Annotated in this window: 21 protein-coding genes, 1 tRNA gene and 1 pseudogene; 15 read left to right on the top strand and 8 right to left on the bottom strand. The window is 38.0% G+C overall.

Features of this window, described 5'->3' with window-relative positions; genetic code table 11:
- Positions 1 to 1476: an efflux transporter outer membrane subunit gene (locus AOLE_RS05630; protein ID WP_013197219.1), complete on the top strand. Its 1476-nt coding sequence runs from the start codon at positions 1 to 3 to the stop codon at positions 1474 to 1476.
- 62 nt (positions 1477 to 1538) lie between these two features.
- On the opposite strand, the gene glyA is transcribed toward AOLE_RS05630, so the two are convergent.
- Positions 1539 to 2792: a serine hydroxymethyltransferase gene (gene glyA, locus AOLE_RS05625; RefSeq protein WP_013197218.1), complete on the bottom strand. Its 1254-nt coding sequence runs from the start codon at positions 2790 to 2792 to the stop codon at positions 1539 to 1541.
- A 61-nt stretch (positions 2793 to 2853) separates the two neighbouring features.
- Between glyA and AOLE_RS20650 the strand changes: the two are divergent.
- Positions 2854 to 3015, top strand: a pseudogene (locus AOLE_RS20650) (hypothetical protein).
- 23 nt (positions 3016 to 3038) lie between these two features.
- On the opposite strand, the gene AOLE_RS05620 reads toward AOLE_RS20650, so the two are convergent.
- Positions 3039 to 4268 (bottom strand): alpha/beta hydrolase, encoded by a 1230-nt coding sequence (locus AOLE_RS05620; protein ID WP_005307091.1) that lies wholly within the window; start codon positions 4266 to 4268, stop codon positions 3039 to 3041.
- A 249-nt stretch (positions 4269 to 4517) separates the two neighbouring features.
- Between AOLE_RS05620 and AOLE_RS05615 the strand changes: the two genes are divergently transcribed.
- The 11 genes from AOLE_RS05615 to AOLE_RS05560 all read left to right on the top strand — a co-directional run bounded on the left by AOLE_RS05615 (position 4518) and on the right by AOLE_RS05560 (position 13683).
- The gene (locus AOLE_RS05615; protein ID WP_005307096.1) at positions 4518 to 5204 is read left to right on the top strand and encodes a 3'-5' exonuclease; all 687 of its coding nucleotides are present in this window, start codon (positions 4518 to 4520) and stop codon (positions 5202 to 5204) included.
- A 147-nt stretch (positions 5205 to 5351) separates the two neighbouring features.
- A complete protein-coding gene (locus tag AOLE_RS05610; protein ID WP_005307099.1) occupies positions 5352 to 5984 on the top strand; it encodes a hypothetical protein in 633 nt (210 codons plus the stop codon).
- Positions 5985 to 6085: 101 nt separating this feature from the next.
- A tRNA-Arg gene (locus AOLE_RS05605) sits at positions 6086 to 6162 on the top strand.
- Between the two features lie 117 nt (positions 6163 to 6279).
- On the top strand, positions 6280 to 7215 hold the full coding sequence (locus tag AOLE_RS05600) for an ABC transporter ATP-binding protein (protein ID WP_005307103.1): 936 nt from the start codon (positions 6280 to 6282) through the stop codon (positions 7213 to 7215).
- Positions 7212 to 7985 carry an ABC transporter permease gene (locus AOLE_RS05595; protein ID WP_004791025.1) on the top strand — a complete coding sequence of 258 codons (774 nt, stop codon included), beginning with the start codon at positions 7212 to 7214 and terminating at the stop codon, positions 7983 to 7985. The genes AOLE_RS05600 and AOLE_RS05595 overlap by 4 nt, the downstream gene beginning before the upstream one ends.
- Positions 7982 to 8794 carry an NADPH-dependent 7-cyano-7-deazaguanine reductase QueF gene (queF, locus tag AOLE_RS05590; RefSeq protein ID WP_013197217.1) on the top strand — a complete coding sequence of 271 codons (813 nt, stop codon included), beginning with the start codon at positions 7982 to 7984 and terminating at the stop codon, positions 8792 to 8794. Before AOLE_RS05595 ends, queF begins: the two co-directional genes overlap by 4 nt.
- Positions 8795 to 8817: 23 nt before the next feature.
- Positions 8818 to 9468, top strand: a complete 651-nt coding sequence (locus tag AOLE_RS05585) for a hypothetical protein (protein WP_004791021.1) — start codon at positions 8818 to 8820, stop codon at positions 9466 to 9468.
- A gap of 127 nt (positions 9469 to 9595) precedes the next feature.
- Positions 9596 to 10738 (top strand): rod shape-determining protein RodA, encoded by a 1143-nt coding sequence (gene rodA, locus AOLE_RS05580; RefSeq protein ID WP_005307110.1) that lies wholly within the window; start codon positions 9596 to 9598, stop codon positions 10736 to 10738.
- Positions 10739 to 10757: 19 nt separating this feature from the next.
- Positions 10758 to 11759 carry a lytic murein transglycosylase B gene (gene mltB, locus AOLE_RS05575; RefSeq protein ID WP_013197215.1) on the top strand — a complete coding sequence of 334 codons (1002 nt, stop codon included), beginning with the start codon at positions 10758 to 10760 and terminating at the stop codon, positions 11757 to 11759.
- Between the two features lie 289 nt (positions 11760 to 12048).
- A complete protein-coding gene (locus AOLE_RS05570) occupies positions 12049 to 12660 on the top strand; it encodes a septal ring lytic transglycosylase RlpA family protein (protein WP_004791014.1) in 612 nt (203 codons plus the stop codon).
- A gap of 573 nt (positions 12661 to 13233) precedes the next feature.
- Positions 13234 to 13683: an Mpo1 family 2-hydroxy fatty acid dioxygenase gene (locus tag AOLE_RS05560; RefSeq protein ID WP_013197214.1), complete on the top strand. Its 450-nt coding sequence runs from the start codon at positions 13234 to 13236 to the stop codon at positions 13681 to 13683.
- Between the two features lie 43 nt (positions 13684 to 13726).
- On the opposite strand, the gene AOLE_RS05555 is transcribed toward AOLE_RS05560, so the two are convergent.
- The 6 genes from AOLE_RS05555 to rpsB form a co-directional block, all read right to left on the bottom strand.
- A complete protein-coding gene (locus tag AOLE_RS05555) occupies positions 13727 to 14044 on the bottom strand; it encodes an AzlD domain-containing protein (RefSeq protein ID WP_013197213.1) in 318 nt (105 codons plus the stop codon).
- A gap of 1 nt (position 14045) precedes the next feature.
- The gene (locus tag AOLE_RS05550) at positions 14046 to 14762 is read right to left on the bottom strand and encodes an AzlC family ABC transporter permease (protein WP_013197212.1); all 717 of its coding nucleotides are present in this window, start codon (positions 14760 to 14762) and stop codon (positions 14046 to 14048) included.
- A gap of 93 nt (positions 14763 to 14855) precedes the next feature.
- Positions 14856 to 15680, bottom strand: a complete 825-nt coding sequence (locus AOLE_RS05545) for an AraC family transcriptional regulator (RefSeq protein WP_013197211.1) — start codon at positions 15678 to 15680, stop codon at positions 14856 to 14858.
- A gap of 104 nt (positions 15681 to 15784) precedes the next feature.
- The gene (locus AOLE_RS05540; RefSeq protein ID WP_013197210.1) at positions 15785 to 16270 is read right to left on the bottom strand and encodes a DUF3465 domain-containing protein; all 486 of its coding nucleotides are present in this window, start codon (positions 16268 to 16270) and stop codon (positions 15785 to 15787) included.
- Positions 16271 to 16335: 65 nt separating this feature from the next.
- Positions 16336 to 17211 carry a translation elongation factor Ts gene (tsf, locus tag AOLE_RS05535; RefSeq protein ID WP_004791001.1) on the bottom strand — a complete coding sequence of 292 codons (876 nt, stop codon included), beginning with the start codon at positions 17209 to 17211 and terminating at the stop codon, positions 16336 to 16338.
- Between the two features lie 137 nt (positions 17212 to 17348).
- A complete protein-coding gene (gene rpsB, locus AOLE_RS05530; RefSeq protein WP_002118204.1) occupies positions 17349 to 18101 on the bottom strand; it encodes a 30S ribosomal protein S2 in 753 nt (250 codons plus the stop codon).
- A 210-nt stretch (positions 18102 to 18311) separates the two neighbouring features.
- Here rpsB and map point away from each other — a divergent pair, with 210 nt between their 5' ends.
- Complete coding sequence (gene map, locus AOLE_RS05525) at positions 18312 to 19136, top strand: type I methionyl aminopeptidase (protein ID WP_004790999.1); 825 nt, start codon at positions 18312 to 18314, stop codon at positions 19134 to 19136.
- A 206-nt stretch (positions 19137 to 19342) separates the two neighbouring features.
- A complete protein-coding gene (locus AOLE_RS05520; RefSeq protein WP_013197209.1) occupies positions 19343 to 20413 on the top strand; it encodes an OmpW/AlkL family protein in 1071 nt (356 codons plus the stop codon).
- Positions 20414 to 20727 lie beyond the last annotated feature (314 nt).

Below are 20727 nucleotides of genomic sequence, written 5' to 3'. Positions count from 1 at the left end.
ATGGCTACAACAAAACAAAGCTTATTATTGTCCTCACTCATGGGAAGCCTGCTGCTTGCAGGCTGCTCTTTGGCTCCAGAATATCAACCTGCAAAGGTGATAGTTCCAGTCAAATTTAAAGAGTCTGATCCTAAATTTGAAGACAATAATTGGAAAATTGCCCAACCTGCCGATCAGCAGATTCGAGGTGAATGGTGGCGTGTTTTTAATGATGCTCAATTGAATGAGCTCGAACAACAAGCCATTTCTGGAAACCAAAGTCTTAAAGCGGCAGCAGCTAATATTCAAGCTTCACGTGCGTTACGTTCAGCAGCACAAGCTGAACGTTTGCCAAGTATTGATGCTGGCTTTGGTCCAACTCGTCAAAAACCCTCTCCTGCTTCACTAGGTTTAGATGAAAATGCCCATACATCTGCACAAACCTTATGGCGTGCTCAAGCGAATGTTTCATATGAGCTCGATTTATTTGGTCGTATCGCCAGTAGTGTCAATGCAGCAACAGCTGATGTACAGCAACAAGAAGCTTTATATCAGTCGACACTTTTAGCTTTACAAGCAGATGTTGCCCAAGGTTACTTTCTCATTCGTCAGCTTGACGCTGAACAAGCAATTTATAATCGCACTATTAAACTGCTTGGCGAGACACGTGACTTAGTTCAAACCCGATTTAAGAATGGTTTGGTCAGTGAATTAGATGTTTCTCGCGCACAAACTGAACTGGCTACCGCCCAAACCAATGCACTGAACATTGCTCGTAACCGAGCCAATGCAGAGCATGCACTTGCAGTATTGTTAGGCAAAACACCTGCTGATTTTAGCTTGGTAATTCAACCATTAACTGCAAACAGCCTCCGTCTGCCAGCAGGTTTACCTTCAGCTTTACTTGAAAGACGACCTGATATTGCTGCTGCCGAGCGTGCTATGGCAGCAGATAATGCACGTATTGGAATTGCACGCGCTGCTTTCTTCCCGAAACTAGACCTGACAGGTGCACTCGGTTATGAATCTTCAACTTTAGGTGATTTAGGTAAATGGTCGAGCCGTACATTCTTACTTGGTCCAGTCGCAGGCACTATTTTATCTTTGCCATTATTTGACGGCGGACAACGTAAAGCTGGAGTCGCTCAAGCGCGAGCTGCCTATGAAGAAAGCGTCGCAAACTATCGCCAAACTGTACTAAACGCATTTCGCGAAGTTGAAAATGGTTTATCTGACCAAAGAATTCTCGATCAGCAAATTCAGGCTCAAAGCCAAGCGCTATCTTCTTCTCGTCATGCAAATCAGCTTTCTCATCTACGTTATCGAGAAGGTGCGATTAGCTATCTTGATGTGATTGATTCAGATCGGACTATTTTGCAACAAGAACAACTTTCTGCACAGCTTAACGGCACTAGAATGATGGCTAGTGTAAATTTAATCCGTGCATTAGGTGGTGGCTGGCATAGTTTCGCGTCATCGGTAAAATCTGAAAGTTAATTCTTATCTAATTAACTTGATATAAAAAAAGCGCCATACGGCGCTTTTTTTATATTTACAACTTATTGTGCGTATACAGGGAATTTTGCACAAACAGTTTCAACTTTCGCTTTTACATCAGCAATAACTTTTTCGTCACCTTTGCTGTCAATCACGTCAGCGATCCAACCAGCAAGTTCGCGAACTTCAGCTTCACCGAAACCACGAGTTGTTACCGCTGGAGTACCGATACGGATACCAGAAGTCACGAATGGAGAACGTGGGTCATTTGGAACTGAGTTTTTGTTCACAGTAATGTGAGCAGCACCTAACCAAGCATCAGCCTCTTTACCAGTTACATCTTGCTTGATTAAAGATAACAAGAATAAGTGGTTTTCTGTACCACCAGAAACAACGTCATAACCACGAGCAATTAACACTTCAGCCATAGCTTGAGCATTTTTCACAACTTGTTGTTGGTAAGCTTTAAACTCATCAGACATTGCTTCTTTGAAGCAGATTGCTTTAGCAGCAATCGCATGCATCAATGGACCACCTTGGTTACCAGGGAATACAGCTGATTGAAGTTTTTTCTCGATTTCTTCATTCGCTTTCGCAAGGATTAAACCAGAACGTGGACCACGAAGTGTTTTGTGAGTCGTAGTTGTAGTTACGTCAGCAATTTGAACTGGGTTTGGATATACGCCAGCAGCTACAAGACCTGCAACGTGAGCCATATCAACAAAAAGGTAAGCGCCAACTTTATCCGCGATGTCACGGAAACGTTGCCAATCTACAACACGGCTGTAAGCAGAGAAACCAGCAACGATCATACGTGGCTTGTGCTCTAATGCTAAGCGTTCAACTTCTTCATAATCGATCTCGCCAGTTTCAGCGTTTAGACCATATTGAACTGCATTATAAGTTTTACCAGAGAAGCTTACTTTAGCACCGTGAGTCAAGTGACCACCGTGAGCCAAGCTCATACCTAAAACAGTATCGCCTGGGTTAAGAAGTGCTAGATAAACAGCAGAGTTAGCTTGTGAGCCAGCGTGTGGTTGAACGTTTGCGTAATCTGCACCAAAAAGTTCTTTAGCACGATCAATCGCCATTTGCTCAATGATATCCACATATTCGCAACCGCCATAATAGCGTTTACCTGGATAACCTTCTGCATATTTATTCGTAAGTTTTGATCCTTGCGCTTCCATCACAGCAGGAGAGCAATAGTTTTCAGAAGCAATTAACTCGATATGTGCTTCTTGACGCTCACCTTCAGAAGCAATTGCTTGAGCTAATTCTGGATCAAATTCAGAAATGGAAATATTGGCAAACATTAGCGGGGGTCCTATAAAATTAGGGCTTTTAAGCCGTGCTAAGATTGCGACATATTGTAGCATGAACTTTATAATTAAACAGAATGAAGTTAGCTCAGTTTTAAATAAAAATGGCTCAAGTTTTATAAAAAATGAGCCATTGTTTATAAATCAATAAAAAAGCTGCTTTAAAGCTTATATTTTAAACTTTTTCATCATTCACTTTAGCTTACAAGAAGGTTAAAAATACTTTAAATATCAATAACTCTATTGTGCTGTTAGCAAAGTCTGAACATTTCCAACAATGTTGTCTACATTACTACTCATCGCCGTATTATGGTCCCAGTTACCAGTCACATAACTATTAATTTTAGTACCTACGACAGTGGCATTAGATATCAAAATATCTGTAGCTACTTTAGGAACTGTTGTATCTGCTAGCCCCTGATAAATGATGACTGGTGTAGATACTTTTGCCTGTAAAGGTTGAGAATCTTTATCTAAGAATGTTTTAACCAAGGGTACTGCCATAAAGTTAGGTTGCGTACGTGTGTAACCATCAAGTGTCCCACCATTAGCTTTTTTATAATCATCCATAGCTTTTTTAAAAACATCTTCCAAAGGCCCAGCACAAATTGTTTCTGCTTGTGCGGCAATACCTGAAATTTGTGAAGTAAATACTTGTCCATAATCAAAGCTCGGCTGTGTGTTGCGAATACCTGCGGTAACCAAAGCCGTATAGGTATCAAGCTGTGCATAGGTTCCAATTTTAACCCCTATTGGTTGATTCGCAACTTGTGCCTCTCCAGCCACTAAAATAAAACCTAAATTAGAAGCAGGTGCTACCGCTACTGTACCTTTATAGTCTAGCTGAGCACGACTTGCATATTGTGCAGCGCTCAACGCAGCATGTCCCCCTTGTGAATGTCCGACTGTCAGCCATTTTTTTGAAGTTAATAAATTACGCTGTGATAAATAGTTACGTGTTGCAACCACGGCATCAGTAATTGAATAAGCTTCACTTTTAACATTTAAAAATGGATGTATACCTGCTGTGCCTAAACCTTCATAGTCAGGTGCAACAACAACATAACCAGCTGCAAGTAACTTACTAATTAAATCTTTTGTACTGTCTGTTAAAGCTGCTTTACTTGGTGCACAAGCATCTGCAACACCCGTAGTGCCATGTGCCCAAACGACAATTGGCCAACCGCCTGCTGGTGCTGGTGTATTTGGTGTGAATACCAAACTAGTTGCCTGTACTTCTTGGCCACTTTGACCTAACATTTTATAGGTCAAAATACTACTTTCAGCAGCAACTGATCCTAGGTTGGTGCTCGTGTAAGCATCTACTTTAACCACTGGGTTTTGAATATTATTGGTTGGAGTACCAGATGGATTAGTACTTACTGGGCTGTCATCGCTACTTCCTCCACCACATGCCGTCAACAATAAACTTGTGCTAAGAACACTGGTCATGAACAGTTTCATTTTCATTGGTATATCTTCCCTTAAATTCCATTTTTGTTTTGCTTTAGTTTTTTAATCAACATTTTCTAATGTCTTAAAAACAATTACGCCTAATCTTTATTTTTCGCAAGTTCTATTGGATGAAATTAATCTATGAAAACTTTATTTTTAATATAAATTGACGTTCTCGCTACTTTATAGCCTCACTTCATGTTTTAAAGTAGATAGCCAACTGTTACCATTCATAGCTACTTGTTATTGTTTAAAGGGCCAGTTATGCAAACCATTATTTTAGATACAGAAACACATACACTAAATGGTTTGCCTATTGAAATTGCATATGCCCCGATCGAAATTAATGAAGGCAAGCTCACCTTAGATAAAAGCAAATTGTTTGATCAGCTCTATCAAGTCGGTGCCCCTATTTCCTACGCCGCTATGGCAGTTCACCATATATTAGAGTCAGATTTAGAAAACCAGCCTCACTATAAAACGTTTAAATTACCAGAGAGCACGACTTATATTATTGGTCACAATATTGATTACGATATTGCCGCAATTGCGCGTTGCGGTGTAGATGTATCGAATATTAAACCGATTTGTACTTTAGCTTTAGCGCGTAAAGTTTGGCCTGAAGCAGAAGCACATAATATCTCCGCCCTCATCTATATGATTTCTCAAGGCAGCAGTAAAGCTCGTGAATTACTCAAAGGTGCACACCGTGCCGATGCAGATATTATTTTGACTGCTAATATTTTGATGCATATTGTCTATCATTTAAATATTCAAGATATTGAAGAGCTATACCGAGTTTCTGAAGAAGCACGTATCCCCACAACGGTTAACTTTGGTAAGCATAAAGGCACAGCAATTGCTGAACTTCCTAAAGACTATATTCAATGGTTATTACGCCAAGATGAGCTTGATATTTACCTTCGCAAAGCATTAGAAAGTGTACTTTAATGACTTAAATAGATGATATTCATCAATTCTTCATCATATTGTCATTTTTGAGTTTTATGGTTAACCCCATTTATATTTTATTAAAAACAGCACTGTTCAACTCAGAAAATTGAACAGTCTGATTTATGTATATATTGGGGAAACATAATGGCTGGTTTTTATAGAACCAATTTAGGAAGAGTTGCACTTCAACAACGCAATATTGTTTTAAATGCAAAACAAAGGCGTTTATTACTCTTGATAGACCATGAGGATTTTCAAAACTTAAATGGTGAATTTAAAAAACGCATTGCTTCTCCGGAATTGATTCAACAACTTGTCGACTTAGAACTTATTGCCCCAGCTGCCTCTACAGAAACATTAACTGATGAAGAAATTATTTTAAAAACCTCACAAATAAATAAAGTAGAAGAAAATCAAAAAGAATCTATTGGTAGCTCCATAGCACATTCCCCGAATCTTGTTGGAGAAATCCAGCTTTCCGAGCAAAAAACTTTAGATCAGTCCAGTACTACATATTTTCAACCAGTAATATCTTCTAAGGCTCTTTCTTTCGAAGAAATACAACTATTAATGATGAAAACGCTTAGCAGTTATTGCGGACTAATGACTAAACCACTTGTTCAAAGAATAGAGAAAACGACTACAATACAAGAACTTAAATTATATCAGATACACTGGATTACAAATTTACAAGAATCACGCATTCCCCCTCAGGAACTTGCAAGTGCTTTACGTACAATTAACTATTCAATTCAGCTTCTTCAAGAAAGTATATAAAATATTGAACAACTTGCTGTTTAATTAAGCATTAAAGTCACTTGGCACGTATTTCGTGCTTTACCTGCCAGTGTTTTTTTCCTATGATGTGCCCCACGCATGCGCTCGTAGCTCAGTTGGATAGAGTACAGGTTTCCGAAACCTGGGGTCGTGGGTTCGATCCCCGCCGGGCGCACCAGCTTTTATATAATAACTTCATAAATTTATCTCAATTTTATAAAATTCCGACTATTTTACTTGGTTTATTAATCATTATCGCTCAAAATATACCCCTCTTTCATAATGTGAGAATTTCATGACTGATGCTTTGGTTTTAAGAGATTTGTCCAAAACATATCGTAATGGTTTTCAGGCGTTAAAAGGTATTAACCTCACTGTGCCTGAAGGTGAATTTTATGCGTTGTTAGGCCCAAATGGTGCCGGCAAATCAACAACCATTGGTATTATCAGCTCCCTCACGAAAAAAACCTCAGGAACAGTTGAGATTTTTGGGCATAATCTCGATACACATCCATCTCTGGCAAAGCAGCAGCTTGGTGTCGTTCCTCAAGAATTTAACTTTGGACAGTTTGAAAAAACATTCGATATTTTAGTCACTCAAGCTGGCTATTACGGCATCCATAAAAAGATTGCAGAAAAACGTGCTGAACATTATTTAGAAAAGCTCGGCCTGTGGGAAAAACGTAATATACAAGCACGTATGCTGTCTGGTGGTATGAAGCGTCGTCTAATGATTGCCCGTGCCATGATGCATGAGCCTAAACTTCTTATTTTAGATGAACCTACTGCTGGTGTAGATATTGAATTACGCCGTTCTATGTGGGACTTTCTGACTGAAATGAACGAAAGCGGTACTTCTATTATTTTAACGACCCACTATTTAGAAGAAGCAGAAATGTTGTGTCGTCAAATTGCGATTATTGACCGCGGTGTAATTAAAGAAGATACCAGCATGAAGAACTTCCTTAATCAGCTCAATGAAGAATCATTTATCTTCGATTTAGCCGAACCGATTGGGCCGCTTCAGTTAAATATTATTGGTGTAAAGTTTAACTTAATCGATAGCAATACATTAGAAGTAACGATGGATAGAGCGCATACATTAAATGACCTATTCCAGCTATTAGAATCTCAAGGTATTCGTGTTCGTAGTATGCGTAATAAATCGAACCGTTTAGAAGAGTTATTTGTCAAAATGGTCGAGAAAAATCTTGAAGGAGAGGCAAAATGAATTTTAGCCAACTGCAAATTGCTCTCTGGACCATCGTTCGTAAAGAAGTACGCCGTTTTCTACGCATTTGGCCACAAACCCTATTACCACCTGCGATTACAATGAGTTTGTACTTTGTCATTTTCGGTAATTTGGTGGGTTCACGCATTGGACAAATGGGTGGCGTGAGCTACATGCAATTTATTGTGCCCGGCTTAATTATGATGGCGGTCATTACCAATAGTTATGCCAACGTTTCTTCAAGTTTCTTTAGTGTGAAATTTCAAAAAAGCATTGAAGAACTTATCATGAGTCCCGTGCCACTCCATATCATTTTATGGGGCTATGTAATTGGCGGTATTTGTCGTGGTGTATTAGTGGGTGCTATTGTGACTGCAATGAGCATGTTCTTTACTGACCTTTTCATACACAACTGGTTCGTAACTATATATACAGTCTTAATTACGTCGGTTCTTTTCTCATTAGGTGGTTTTATTAATGCAGTCTATGCAAAATCATTTGATGATATTTCTATTATTCCAACATTTGTACTTACTCCACTCACCTACTTAGGTGGTGTGTTTTATGCCATTAGTGCACTTGGTCCTTTTTGGCAAAAACTTTCTTTAATTAACCCTATTGTTTATATGGTTAATGCTTTCCGTTTCGGCATTTTAGGTCATAGCGATGTGAATGTTTCATTCTCTTTAATCATTGTGACATCATGCTGTGTTGTACTTTACGGAATTGCTTACTATTTACTTGCTCGTGGTTCAGGAATGCGTGAATGAGTGTCGAACAGTCTTTATTGGGTAAAGAAACCCAATATCCAACTAATTATCAACCTGATGTTTTGTTTCCAATTGCCCGTGCTCAGTCTCGTGAAAGCTATTCACATATTGAAGGCATTACCCAAGGTAAAGATTGGTGGCATGTTTTTGAAATCTCATGGTTAAACGCTCATGGTATTCCACAAGTTGCGATTGGCAGAATTACACTGCCCGCTTCTTCACCGAATTTGATTGAGTCAAAGTCATTAAAACTTTACTTCAATAGTCTTAATTTCACTCAATTTGATTCGAAAGAGTCATTCATTGGAACGGTTGAAAAAGATCTCTCAGCTGCTGCGGATGCAAAAGTTGAATTAACCTTATTTCAGGTTGATGATTTAGAGATTTCTAAACCTCAAGGTATTTGTATTGATGACCTTGCGCCAGAACGTTTAGAGCAACATCCTGATGCGACTCTTTTAAAACGAGATGAGTCTGGTGAAGAAGTTGAAATTGAGCTGTATTCTCATCTTTTGAGAAGTAACTGTCCAGTCACGGGACAGCCAGATTGGGGTACAGTTTTTATTCGTTTTAAAGGCAAAAAACCTTGTTATCGTAGTGTTTTAGCTTATATTATCTCGTACCGTCAGCATAACGGCTTTCACGAACAGTGTGTTGAACAGATCTTTGCCGATATTTGGCAAAATCTAGAGCCTGAGAAGCTGATGGTTTATGCAACTTATACTCGTCGCGGCGGACTTGATATTAACCCTTGCCGAGTATCGGATCTTTCATGGATGCCAAAACCGATTCGATTGGCACGACAATAAAACGAATAATTTGAGGATACACCATGCCGTTTTTTGGTTTTACCCCTTCTGAAGGCTTATTGAACGATATACAAACTGGAATTGCGAATAAAAATTCTAGCGAACCTTTATATCCACTTCGCGATAAGATTGCTTTACAACTTAATGAAGAGATTATTGATAATGTCTTAATTCAGTTAGTTCAGCATTTTCCTGCAAGTGAAAAGCGCGATACTGCCGAAAAACTAGCAGGCTATGTCAAATCAACTGTTGCTGTTCTTTTAAAGCAATTGTTAAGCAAAGCACCAAATGATGTGGTTAAACAGTCAGTAGAGTTTTCTGAAAAAAGCTTATTTAAAGACCCACAAGGCCAATATAAAGTAGGCGTAAATTTAGATGCAGGTTTAGTGACTAACCTTAAGCATAACTTTGCTGAGCTTGAAGCAGGCAATGACATTAATAAAGCTGCTTTAGCTGAGTTATATAAACAATTCGGCGATGCCATGATTAAACACTTCATGTCTGATTTTAATAAAACATTAGACCTTGGCATGATTAAACGTAAAGCAGCCGATATTGGTGCAGCAGCTGTAACAAAAGCTGTTCACATTGCGATCGACAAATTGATTCCAAGCTTAAATCGTACTGAACTAAAAGCGATGGCTGAATATCATGATGGTTTATTCTTTAACTAATAAAAAATAGACTATCGGAAACCTAGCGAAAGCTAGGTTTTTTTATTGCAAAATATTGATATACATTGCCATTAACCAAGTTTATGTTAGCATGCGCCAAGCACTGATTGACCTTAGTTAACGCCGCATGTCTCCTAGTCCACAATATAAATTTTTACGCCAAGCTCCTCGAGATGGTCTTAGCACTGCTATGCAACCATCAAAGTGGCAACAACTCCATGTTGACCCTTGGCTATGCCTATTTCTGCTCTTAAATGCGCTATTAGGTTTAACCGTACTATATAGTGCTTCTGCACAAGATGTGGGGTTAGTGAGTAAACAAGCCATGAGTTTTGGTATTGGCTTTTTAGTGATGTTTGGTCTAGCCCAAATTCCGCCAAAGGTCTATCAAGCTTTTTCACCCTATTTTTATTTATTTGGCTTATTTTCACTTTTGGCAGTCATGATATTTGGTGAAGTCCGAATGGGTGCTCAGCGCTGGATTGATATTCCGGGTTTCGGAAGTGTCCAACCCAGTGAATTCATGAAAATCGGCATGCCCATGATGATTGCCTGGTTTTTAGCACGTAAACCACTTCCCCCTAGTTTTTCACAAGTTGTTTTATCATTAATGTTAATTGGTATTCCTTTTTTACTGATTGCAGAACAACCTGACTTAGGGACATCACTTTTAGTATTAGCAAGCGGTATATTTGTTTTATTTTTAAGTGGACTATCGTGGCGTATGATCGGTGCTGCGGGAGCCTGTGCTGCAGTGGTTATTCCGATTGCTTGGGAATTTCTTTTACACGACTATCAACGTCAAAGGGTTTTAACGTTACTTGATCCAGAGGCAGATGCGCTCGGTACAGGTTGGAATATTATTCAATCTAAAACTGCAATTGGTTCTGGCGGTTTTTCAGGTAAAGGCTTTCTTGAAGGTACCCAATCACATTTGCACTTTTTGCCTGAAGGTCATACCGACTTTATTATTGCTGCGTACTCCGAAGAGTTTGGGCTCATCGGTGTACTTATTTTAGTGATTCTTTATTTTGCTATTATTTTTAGAACATTCCAAATCGGTTTACAAAGCTTCCATAACTATGGACGTTTAGTTGCTGGCGCCTTTGGTTTGTCTTTTTTTGTTTATGTATTTGTAAATGCGGGAATGGTCAGTGGTATTTTACCTGTAGTAGGTGTTCCCTTACCTTTTATGAGTTATGGCGGAACAGCTATTATTACTTTAATGGCCACCTTTGGTTTAGTCATGTCCATTCATACACATCGATAATCTGGAATTTCAAAACGATATGTTGTCTCAACACTTAAATAAAACTTTAAAAATGCTTGCTTTATGTACTGGTTTAATCAGTACAAGTCACTTCGCTCAGGCCAACGATTTTGCAACACATCCTGATTATGTAAATTTTAAACAAAAAACGATGAGCGCTTATGGGTTAAGTGGCGATCAAGTTGATGCAGCTATGAATGGTGCAAAAAATTTACCAAACATTCTAAATATTATGACTCGTCCAGGTGAAAGCAAACCTTGGTATGACTATCGTTCTATGTTTTTGGTTGAAGGAACAATTCAACGCGGTGTGCGTTTTAAAAACCAATATGCAGATGCTTTAAACCGTGCTGAACAACAATATGGTGTATCTCAAGCTGTCATTTTGGGCATCTTGGGTGTTGAGACAGGTTATGGCGCAAATAAAGGTTCATTTATTACACGTGATGCATTAGCCACACTTGCTTTTGGCTACCCTCGCCGTGCTGAATATTTTGGTGATGAACTTGCTGCTCTTATTGCATGGACTTATAAAGAAGGTTACCCAACAAGTAGTATTGTAGGTTCCTATGCAGGTGCAATTGGCTATCCACAATTTATGCCGAGTAATATTAGTAAATATGGGGTCGATTATGATGGTAATGGACACATCGATTTAAGAAACTCTGCAGAAGATGCAATCGGTTCAATCGCAAATTACTTAGCAAAACAAGGATGGCAACGCGATCAACCTATCGGGTTTATGGCACGTTATACAGGGTCAAATCCAGAGAGTGTTATTGCTAAAGATTTAACTCAACCTTTTCCATATGGTGCATTAAAGACACTCGGGGTTTCACCTTTAAATCCTTTAGTTAAAATTGATGATCTGGATATGGTGAATGTTATTCAATTACAAGACTATAATGGTCCAATTTACTATTTGACTTACCCGAATTTTCAAGTGATTACGACCTATAATAAGAGCCGTATGTATGCTACTGCTGTATGGTTATTAGGCACTGAAGTGGCTAGCCGATAGGCTAGCTTTTTTATGAGTTATGTAAAAGTCAATAAATATTTTTGTTAAATAGATCACAATACGCACAAATTTAATATTCTGTTACACTTTTGATTATTTTTTAACCTAGAACTGTAAGTTTTTGCCCTTTTTGTAACTATTTCTCGTTAAAGACTAGACACTCTCCGTAAGCGATGAATATTATCCACCCCAATGTAGCAATTGCAAAAGTGAATAATAAGACATGTTCACTTTAAATTTCAGTCAATCGCTGAAAGAAAAAAGTACATGTTCTCAGGAGTTTATACAAATGCAGTTATCGCTGAAATACGTTCTTGCACTGACGGCTAGTTTAAGCATAGCCCCATTGCACGCTGAAATGGTGCAATCTTCATCATTAAATAGTGATGTAGATGGTTCTAATTTAGCAGCTCGTGTATTGAGTAAAGATACTCAAAATTTTAATTCTCGTTTTTCTAACATTAACAGTCTTTCAATCACTGAACGTTCTGGCGATCAAATCCGTCGTCAAGCTATCGCAGCAAAAATTGAAATCCCTGAAGATGAGCCTTCAGTGATTGAAAAACTTAACACAGTAGCTTCAAACACTGTTCGTAAGTTTAGCCAAACTGGCATGGCTTCATGGTATGGTCGTCAATTCCATGGTCGCAAAACAGCAAGTGGTGACACATTCGATATGAATGCTCTTACTGCTGCTCACCGTAGCCTACCGTTGAACTGTTACATTCGAGTAACGAATAAAGACAATGGTAAAAGTGTGGTTGTAAAAGTAAATGACCGTGGTCCTTTCCATGGCAATCGTGTACTTGACCTATCTTACGGTGCAGCTAAACGTCTTGGTATTACCAATGCTGGAACTGCAAAAGTAAATATTGAGCGCGTTGATGGTCCAACTTCATAAGTTATAGACTCTAGAGCTCATGTAAAAAGCCGCAATTTTTTCTGCGGCTTTTTTATGTTTTAAACTATGAAAATAATTCCTAGCTTAGGGTAAAAAAATTATCTTTTTTAACCCTTCTCCAACCCCAGATTTGATTATTTTTCGAACAAAAAATTGCATTTATTTTATCAAAGTCTATTTCGCTTCTAAATTGCGCTTAGAGCGACTTTAATAAATTTGCGCTACCCTAGTACCATTTTTCTAAAATAAGGGCTATTTATGGCGTTTTTAGAGTAGATGAATAGAGCTTTTTCACACAATTTTCCCACCCATCTCAAAATTACACTTTTTTTGGTGTTTTCATCATTGAGCAACACAGAAAAAATATTATGAAATATTGCACCCTTTTTTTGAGTTCGAATTGACTCTTTTTTCAATCAGCGCCACATTATTTTTTTCTTCTACCCCTTCCTCAGTTTTTACTGCCAAGTCGCTATAGTTGAATAGTGTTGGTTTCTTGTCGAATTTCCCCAGAACAGGCTAAAATACATCCAGAAAAAAGAAATCAAAGTTAAAACAAGGAGCGTGCCATTAATGAAATCCGTTACAGAATGGTTTGACGAATATAGCGAAAGCCATCAAAACCCAACCAATAAACAAATTCACTGGCTCTGCGTTCCTGCCATTTTATTTTCTATTATTGGAATCATTGCCCATTTCAGCACCTTGCTCACTGCTCTATTACTTGTACTCACTTTAGTATTTTATGCTCGTTTAGATCTTGTACTTGCTGTTGCAATGGCAGCTTTACTTGTTGTTATGGCATGGCTCATTTACACCCTACCTGTAGGAGTAGGATTTTATATTGCTATTTTTGTGATTGCTTGGATCGGACAGTTCTATGGCCATAAAATTGAGGGCAAAAAGCCATCGTTCTTTAAAGATTTACAATTTTTACTCATTGGCCCCGTCTGGTGCATGGATGCCTATCTAGGAAAAATCTTACCTAAATGGAAAAGTAGACAAAAACACGCAATATCCTAATTGTTGAATTAAAGCTGGATCATCTCGATTCAGCTTTTACATTTTAGTAATTTATTAGAAAATTTATAAAATAGAAAAAAACCAAACTAGCAATAACACTTAAAAGTACTTTCTTCAGATAAAGGGCAATCACAATACAAAAGATTGCTGCATAAATATAAGGATTATCAATAATTCCTTTTAAATTATCGCCATCAAAAAAAACAACTGGAATACAAATTGCGGTTAATAAACAAGGTGCAGAATAATTAAGCATCTTATTCATAATAAGCGGCAATTTAATTTTAACAGTGGGTTCTAAAAAATAATAACGATTAAAAAAGACGATTGCTGCCAAACCTAAAATCATAAACCAAGACATATTATTGCTCCTTACCTATTTTTTCAGTTAACACAGCAACCAACATCCCGATTAATCCTGAAAGTAAAATTGCCCCTTCAACTTGATAAAATTTAAAGAAAAATCCGCTTAAACAAGTCATTAGCACACCAGCAATTACAGGCATTCCCTTACATAGCGGCACTATCATGGCAATAAAAATAGCCACAATTGAAAAATCTAAATGATAATTTAGTAGATCTGGAATCACTGTTGCCAAAAGTATTCCAACCAAGCTAAAAACTACCCAGAATAAATAAAAAGACAGACCTGCACCTAACAGATATTCTGGCTGTCTTTTTTCACCAGATGCACACACCGCAAATAATTCATCCGTTAATAAAAAACCTAAACTTAACCGTTTCGATAGAGACAAAGCAGAAATGTCATTTCTTAAAGTTAATGCATAAATAAAATGCTGAGCCGTTAAAAAGAAAATCGTCACATAAATTGTAAAAGTAGATGCCCCTTCTATTACCATGCTTAAACTAACTAATTGAGCTGCTCCAGCAAAAACAATTCCCGACATAGCAAGGGCTTTATAAAAAGATAAACCTGCATGAATTGCCATAGAGCCTGCCAAAATTGCCCAGGGAATAACAGAAATTGACAAGGGCAAAATATCCATTGCACCACGTAAAAAAAGATAGGATGGCTTATTTTTTGGAAACCTCACCAACTGATGAAGCTGAATATTCATATATAAAATCCAAGATAAAAGATCTCTCTATAAAATGCGTAATGAGAGTTGATTTATATTGAATAAAATTGCTGTAAATAAATTTTTAATAATCTAGTTATTTAGGCTAGCTACATATTGAGTAGGCGTCACTCCCATTGCTTTTTTAAAGTGACGATTAAAATGGCTTTGATCAGAAAAACCACATTGCTGTGCCACCATCGCAATTTGGTCACCCTGTTTTAATAATTGTCTTGCTTTTTGTAAGCGTGCTTGAACAAGCCAAGCATGAGGTGGCAAGCCCACATATTTTTTAAATTGTCTTAAGAAATGCCATGCACTTAGACCCACCATGTCAGCCAGATCTTGCAAAGAAAAGTTTGTTTCAGGCATTTCTACCAGTAATTCTTTAACTCTTAATATTTTTGAATATGCTTCAGGCAACTCACAAAAAGTATGATTTGATTGACCATGTCGCTTCATTAAACAGGCTAAAGTCGATAAATACATCGTTTCTTTAAGTAAAAAATTATCTTTTTGTTCTAATAAATCAAAGAGTAAACATAGTTGTTGAGCCAAACCCAAGTCACGAATGACAGCTTGAGGAAACCATGGCGCCCCACGTGAATTTTCAAAAAAATCTTGGCTGACTTCTGCCAACATTTCAGGTGTAGGATAAATTGCCCGATATCGCCAACCTGACTCTACCGCAGATGAACCCGTATGAATTTCGTCAGCGTTTACTAAAATAATGTCGCCTTTAGGAGCTACATGCAGCTGGCCTGTCCTAAAAAAAGACTGTGCTCCCTCTTCAATCACACCAATACAGTACCCTTCATGAGTATGCTTCGAAAATTGTGTTTGGTGATAATGTGCTTTTAGTAACTCTAAACCGCCCAGCTCTCGCACATGCAGATAATCGGCTTGCTCCCGCTGCATAAATACGTCTCATCTATTCAATAAAAAAACCATAGCATGTTTTAAGAAACTGAATAGAATAAAATTGCTCTATAAAAACAATCTCTTTATTTGTTTATTCGGCTTTATTGGTAGATTTGCCCATCATGTTTGAGCCAACCGCTTTCATGACGATTTTGTGGATCACGATGAGTCCAGTGCAATACACCACCTTTTGGGTTATATTCATATTCACCATAAAAATCTACGACCTCACCTTTTTTCAAATTAGGAATTTTAGGTGCTAAATCAATATTATGTGCGACTAAAATTGAAAGGCCATTTTTTAGTACAAGAATAAATTTCTGGTGTCTCGACCCATCATTGTCATCTCTTAAAATTGCTTTTACTCGGCCACTTCCCTGCACTTGAACATTACTTTGTCTCTGCTCATAAGCAGCTTTTATTGTATCCGCCCCATTATTTGAAAGTGTAGTTTCAGTATGCTGAGCTTCGGGCATGACTGATGATGGCGATTGATTTTGCTTATGCCCAGATAAATCCAGACCAAAATATGCAGCAATCAATAAAATTATGACACCACCAATACTGAGATTTTTTTTATTTGTCATTGTCTACCCTTAATTTAACTGAGATAAAAAAAGCCCCAATGGGGCTTTTTTTATTGTGATACAAATTACTTCGCAGCAGCTTGAGCAGCAGCAACTTCTTCAGCGAAGCTCATTTCTGCTTTTTTCTCAATACCTTCACCAACTTCGAAACGTACGAAGTTAGCAACAGTAGTACCAGTTGCTTTTAATACATCAGCAACTTTTTTGTCGTTGTCAATTACGTACATTTGACGATCAAGAGCAACTTCGTTCAAGTATTTATCAACTGAACCAGTTACCATTTTCTCAACGATGTTAGCTGGCTTACCAGATTCTAACGCTTTCGCTTCAGCAATTTCTTTTTCTTTAGCGATAAGGTCAGCAGGAACAGCTTCAGCATTTACAGCTACTGGGTTGAATGCAGCAACGTGCATTGCAATACCTTTACCAGTATCAGCGTCACCAGTATAAGAAACTACAACACCGATTTTTAAACCGTGTTTGTAGATAGCCAAGTTTTCGCCTTCAACGATTTTCGCACGACGAACTTGGATGTTTTCACCGATTTTTTGAACAAGCGCAATACGAGCTTCTTCAACTGTTTGACCGTCTGCTAATTTTAATTCAGCGATTTTAGCAGCATCAGTTTCACCAGCAGCTAAAGCAGCAGTAGCAACAGCTTTAGAGAAGTTAGAGAAGTTTTCGTCTTTAGCAACGAAGTCAGTTTGACAGTTAACTTCAACTAGAATTGCTTTGTTGCCTTCTTGAACGATTGTGATTGCACCGTCAGCAGCAATGTTACCAGCTTTTTTAGCAGCTTTAGCTTGACCAGATTTACGAAGGTTATCAATAGCAAGCTCGATGTCACCGTTCGCTTCTGTTAATGCTTTTTTGCATTCCATCATTGCAAGACCAGTACGGTCACGTAATTCTTTTACCATGCTTGCAGTAATTGCAGTCATGTTGATCTCCTAAAATCGGTAGAAAATAAATCTTTTCAACAAAAACGGCCCAAAGAAACTCTGGGCCGTTTGCACTCTCGACGCTTAATTTGCCACCATTACATGTCGCAAAAATGACAAGCCTGCGTCAAAACGCATTAAGCCTCAGAAGCGTCTTTCGCAGCGTCATCGCCTTTTGCTTGAGCGTTCGCTTGAGATTGAGCGTATTCTTTACCAGCAAGAATTGCGTCAGCCATAGCTGAAGCATATAGAGTTACTGCACGGATCGCATCGTCGTTACCCGGAATAACGTAATCAACGTTGTCTGGGTTAGAGTTTGTATCAACGATACCGATAACAGGAATACCTAAGTTCTTCGCTTCTTTGATTGCAATCGCTTCGTGATCAACGTCGATTACAAATAATGCGTCAGGTAAACCACCCATGTTTTTAACGCCGCCTAAAGAACGCTCAAGTTTTTCCATCTCACGAGCACGTTCTAAAGCTTCACGTTTAGTAAGCTTAGCAAAAGTACCATCTTGAGATTGAGTTTGAAGATCTTTTAAACGGTTGATAGATTGGCGAAGTGTTTTCCAGTTCGTCAACATACCACCTAACCAACGGTGATCTACATATGGTTGACCAGCGCGTTGAGCTTGTTCACGGATGATGTTAGAAGCAGCACGTTTTGTACCAACGAACAAAACTTTGTTCTTTTTGCTTGCTAATTGGTTAGCGAAGTTCAAAGCATCATTTAACGCAGGAACAGTGTGCTCAAGGTTGATGATGTGAATTTTGTTACGCGCGCCAAAAATGTATTGACGCATTTTTGGGTTCCAGAAACGAGTTTGGTGACCAAAGTGCGCGCCTGCTTGAAGAAGGTCACGCATGCTTACGTTGTAATCTGCCATTTTCTTTACCTTAAAAGTTGGGTTAGGCCTCCATATATCCGCATTCTCCACCCTTTTACAGGCACCCAGAGTAATGTGACGATATATGTGCGGATTTTTTACTCCACCTATCAAATTTGTTCGTAAAAGATATTCACGAAAAGCATTTGATAAAATGGGCGGCTATTTATACCATAGACACTTGTAAATTACCAAAAGTTTTTAGAGATCATGAACAGTACTTATACAGCTCCACGTCGATTAATCAAAACTCCAGATGAAATTGAAAAAATGCGCATTGCAGGACGACTGGCGGCTGAAGTTCTAGAGATGATCAAGCCGTATATCAAGGCGGGTGTAAGTACACTTGAACTTGATACCATTTGCCGTAATCACATTGAAAATGTACAACATGCTATTCCTGCCTGTGTCGGCTATGGTGGCGCTCCTGGACGCCCTGCTTTTCAGCACTCTATTTGTACTTCGGTTAACCATGTTGTCTGCCATGGCATTCCTTCTGAAAATAAAACGTTAAAAAACGGCGATATTTTAAATATTGATGTGACTGTGATTAAAGATGGTTATCACGGCGATACAAACATGATGTATATCGTCGGTGGTGAGACGTCTATTTTAGCCAATCGTCTATGTAAAGTTGCTCAAGAAGCGATGTATCGTGGAATGGCAACTGTTAAAGATGGTTCATATTTAGGTGATATTGGCCATGCGATCCAGAAATATGTCGAATCAGAGCGTTTTAGTGTGGTACGTGAATATTGTGGCCACGGTATTGGTACCGTTTTCCATGATGAACCTCAAGTATTACATTATGGTCAAGCTGGAACAGGTATGCGTCTGGAAGCTGGTATGACTTTTACTATTGAACCTATGGTAAATGCTGGCGTATGGCAAACTAAACTATTAGGCGATAAATGGACTGTTGTAACGAAAGACCATAAACTTTCAGCTCAATATGAACATACTATTTTAGTGACTCAAACAGGCATTGAAGTTTTAACTGCACGCCCTGAAGAGGATTTATCTCGCTTCAACTAATAGTTTAACAAACTTAAATAAAAGGCTGCTTTATGTAGCCTTTTATTATTTATTATGTATTTAAAATTAACAAATATTGCCAAATATAAACAATTATTTCAAAAAAATTACAATTATTAATTTTTAATAAACAATCATTTTAATAAAACGCGGTATGGTTGGCTCAATAAAAATCAGTAAACAAATGTCGGACATGGAGTCCATTTATGATGAAAAAGTCATTATTTTGTATGACAGCTGCCTTTTTTGCCCTGCCAACAATCACTAACGCCGCTTCACCATATTTTAGTTTAAAGGATGGTGATGGTTTCAAACGTTTTTCAGTCTCTGCTGGTCCTTTATATGTTAAACCGACTGGTAATGCTCAGCCTTTTAGAATTAATACTTCTGTTAAAGAAAATGAGCAATCTAAAGTCGGAGATATTAAAGTTAAAACAATTCAAGACAACATTTCAGACAGTAATAGTAATGTCGTTCTTGAACAGCTCATTGGTGTTATTGGTTTAGGTACAGATACGATTCCTTCTTGGCTAAGCGGAACAGCTGAGGTGCGCGGTCTAAGTCAATGGGACGCTGACAAAACAGGTTTAGAAGCCGATGATGTCACCACCTTAGGATTGATGAGTAATTACTTTTTTACAGATAATTTTTCATTAGAGTTAAAAGCTGGGATTCCACCTAAAGTTGACTTACAAGGAAAAGGGAAAATTTATGCGCCTTTTTCAGCCACAGCAAAACCCGCTGGTGGGATTCTTGGATCTATGGAACTTGAAAATAATCTTTTCATTACAGATCTTGAAGGACATGGGAGTGCCGCTTCAGCACGTGCTTGGACGCCAGCATTTGAATTTCAATATCACTTCGGCAAAACTGGTGTAAATAAATTTAGACCCTATGTTGGACTAGGGGTCATGTACGCTTATTTCAGTGAATTAGAAATGAATCCAGAAATTGAGAAAGATTTAGTCAATGCTGGTCATATGATTGTGAATATTAAAGATGGTAAAGCAGGTGCTGCTTTAGAAAGAAAAACTAGCTCAGGAGATCCTAAAGTAGAACTTGAAGCTTCAGATGCTATTGCTCCTGTAGCGACTTTAGGTTTCACCTACGACTTTAATGATAAATGGTATGCCGTTGGCTCTGTTTCCTATGCTCACTTAAAAACAGATACGACGATTACAGTAAATGATGCTAAGTATGGTGAATTAATCAATGCAAAAGCAGATATCGAAATTAACCCAATTTTAGGTTACGCCGGTGTCGGTTACCGCTTCTAACTTCTGCATCATGAAAAGCTATAAAGACTTATATAAGTTTTTATAGCTTTCTTTCACTCTATTTCGCCTAAAAATTGCTTCTTTTTAAATCAAAATGCTAAAAAAATGAGCATTTTTTATAAAAAATACAGCTGTAGAAACCTTTTCAAATTCTTATTAATACCCTCTTATTTTTTATTATTTTTCTATTCACAAACTAACTTAATAAAATTAGAAAGTAATTTTTCCTTTTTAGTAAAATTCATTTTTTGGCACAAGCTTTGCTTTATTCAGAGCATGATGAATCAATGATGATTCAATGAATAAACAAAGAC

It is taken from the genome of Acinetobacter oleivorans DR1 (assembly GCF_000196795.1).
Lineage (GTDB): Bacteria > Pseudomonadota > Gammaproteobacteria > Pseudomonadales > Moraxellaceae > Acinetobacter > Acinetobacter oleivorans.
Note: the sequence above shows the minus strand (reverse complement) of the source record. Positions and strands in the feature narration are given on the sequence as shown.

Coding starts and splice junctions, on each gene's coding strand:
- rodA (WP_005307110.1), top strand. CDS start 9,596: ATGTCTCCTAGTCCACAATATAAATTTTTACGCCAAGCTCCTCGAGAT.
- AOLE_RS05540 (WP_013197210.1), bottom strand. CDS start 16,270: ATGACAAATAAAAAAAATCTCAGTATTGGTGGTGTCATAATTTTATTG.
- AOLE_RS05615 (WP_005307096.1), top strand. CDS start 4,518: ATGCAAACCATTATTTTAGATACAGAAACACATACACTAAATGGTTTG.
- AOLE_RS05550 (WP_013197212.1), bottom strand. CDS start 14,762: ATGAATATTCAGCTTCATCAGTTGGTGAGGTTTCCAAAAAATAAGCCA.
- mltB (WP_013197215.1), top strand. CDS start 10,758: ATGTTGTCTCAACACTTAAATAAAACTTTAAAAATGCTTGCTTTATGT.
- AOLE_RS05520 (WP_013197209.1), top strand. CDS start 19,343: ATGATGAAAAAGTCATTATTTTGTATGACAGCTGCCTTTTTTGCCCTG.
- AOLE_RS05545 (WP_013197211.1), bottom strand. CDS start 15,680: ATGCAGCGGGAGCAAGCCGATTATCTGCATGTGCGAGAGCTGGGCGGT.
- AOLE_RS05610 (WP_005307099.1), top strand. CDS start 5,352: ATGGCTGGTTTTTATAGAACCAATTTAGGAAGAGTTGCACTTCAACAA.
- AOLE_RS05570 (WP_004791014.1), top strand. CDS start 12,049: ATGCAGTTATCGCTGAAATACGTTCTTGCACTGACGGCTAGTTTAAGC.
- queF (WP_013197217.1), top strand. CDS start 7,982: ATGAGTGTCGAACAGTCTTTATTGGGTAAAGAAACCCAATATCCAACT.
- AOLE_RS05620 (WP_005307091.1), bottom strand. CDS start 4,268: ATGAAAATGAAACTGTTCATGACCAGTGTTCTTAGCACAAGTTTATTG.
- glyA (WP_013197218.1), bottom strand. CDS start 2,792: ATGTTTGCCAATATTTCCATTTCTGAATTTGATCCAGAATTAGCTCAA.
- AOLE_RS05595 (WP_004791025.1), top strand. CDS start 7,212: ATGAATTTTAGCCAACTGCAAATTGCTCTCTGGACCATCGTTCGTAAA.
- AOLE_RS05630 (WP_013197219.1), top strand. CDS start 1: ATGGCTACAACAAAACAAAGCTTATTATTGTCCTCACTCATGGGAAGC.
- AOLE_RS05585 (WP_004791021.1), top strand. CDS start 8,818: ATGCCGTTTTTTGGTTTTACCCCTTCTGAAGGCTTATTGAACGATATA.
- map (WP_004790999.1), top strand. CDS start 18,312: ATGAACAGTACTTATACAGCTCCACGTCGATTAATCAAAACTCCAGAT.
- AOLE_RS05555 (WP_013197213.1), bottom strand. CDS start 14,044: ATGTCTTGGTTTATGATTTTAGGTTTGGCAGCAATCGTCTTTTTTAAT.
- tsf (WP_004791001.1), bottom strand. CDS start 17,211: ATGACTGCAATTACTGCAAGCATGGTAAAAGAATTACGTGACCGTACT.
- AOLE_RS05600 (WP_005307103.1), top strand. CDS start 6,280: ATGACTGATGCTTTGGTTTTAAGAGATTTGTCCAAAACATATCGTAAT.
- AOLE_RS05560 (WP_013197214.1), top strand. CDS start 13,234: ATGAAATCCGTTACAGAATGGTTTGACGAATATAGCGAAAGCCATCAA.
- rpsB (WP_002118204.1), bottom strand. CDS start 18,101: ATGGCAGATTACAACGTAAGCATGCGTGACCTTCTTCAAGCAGGCGCG.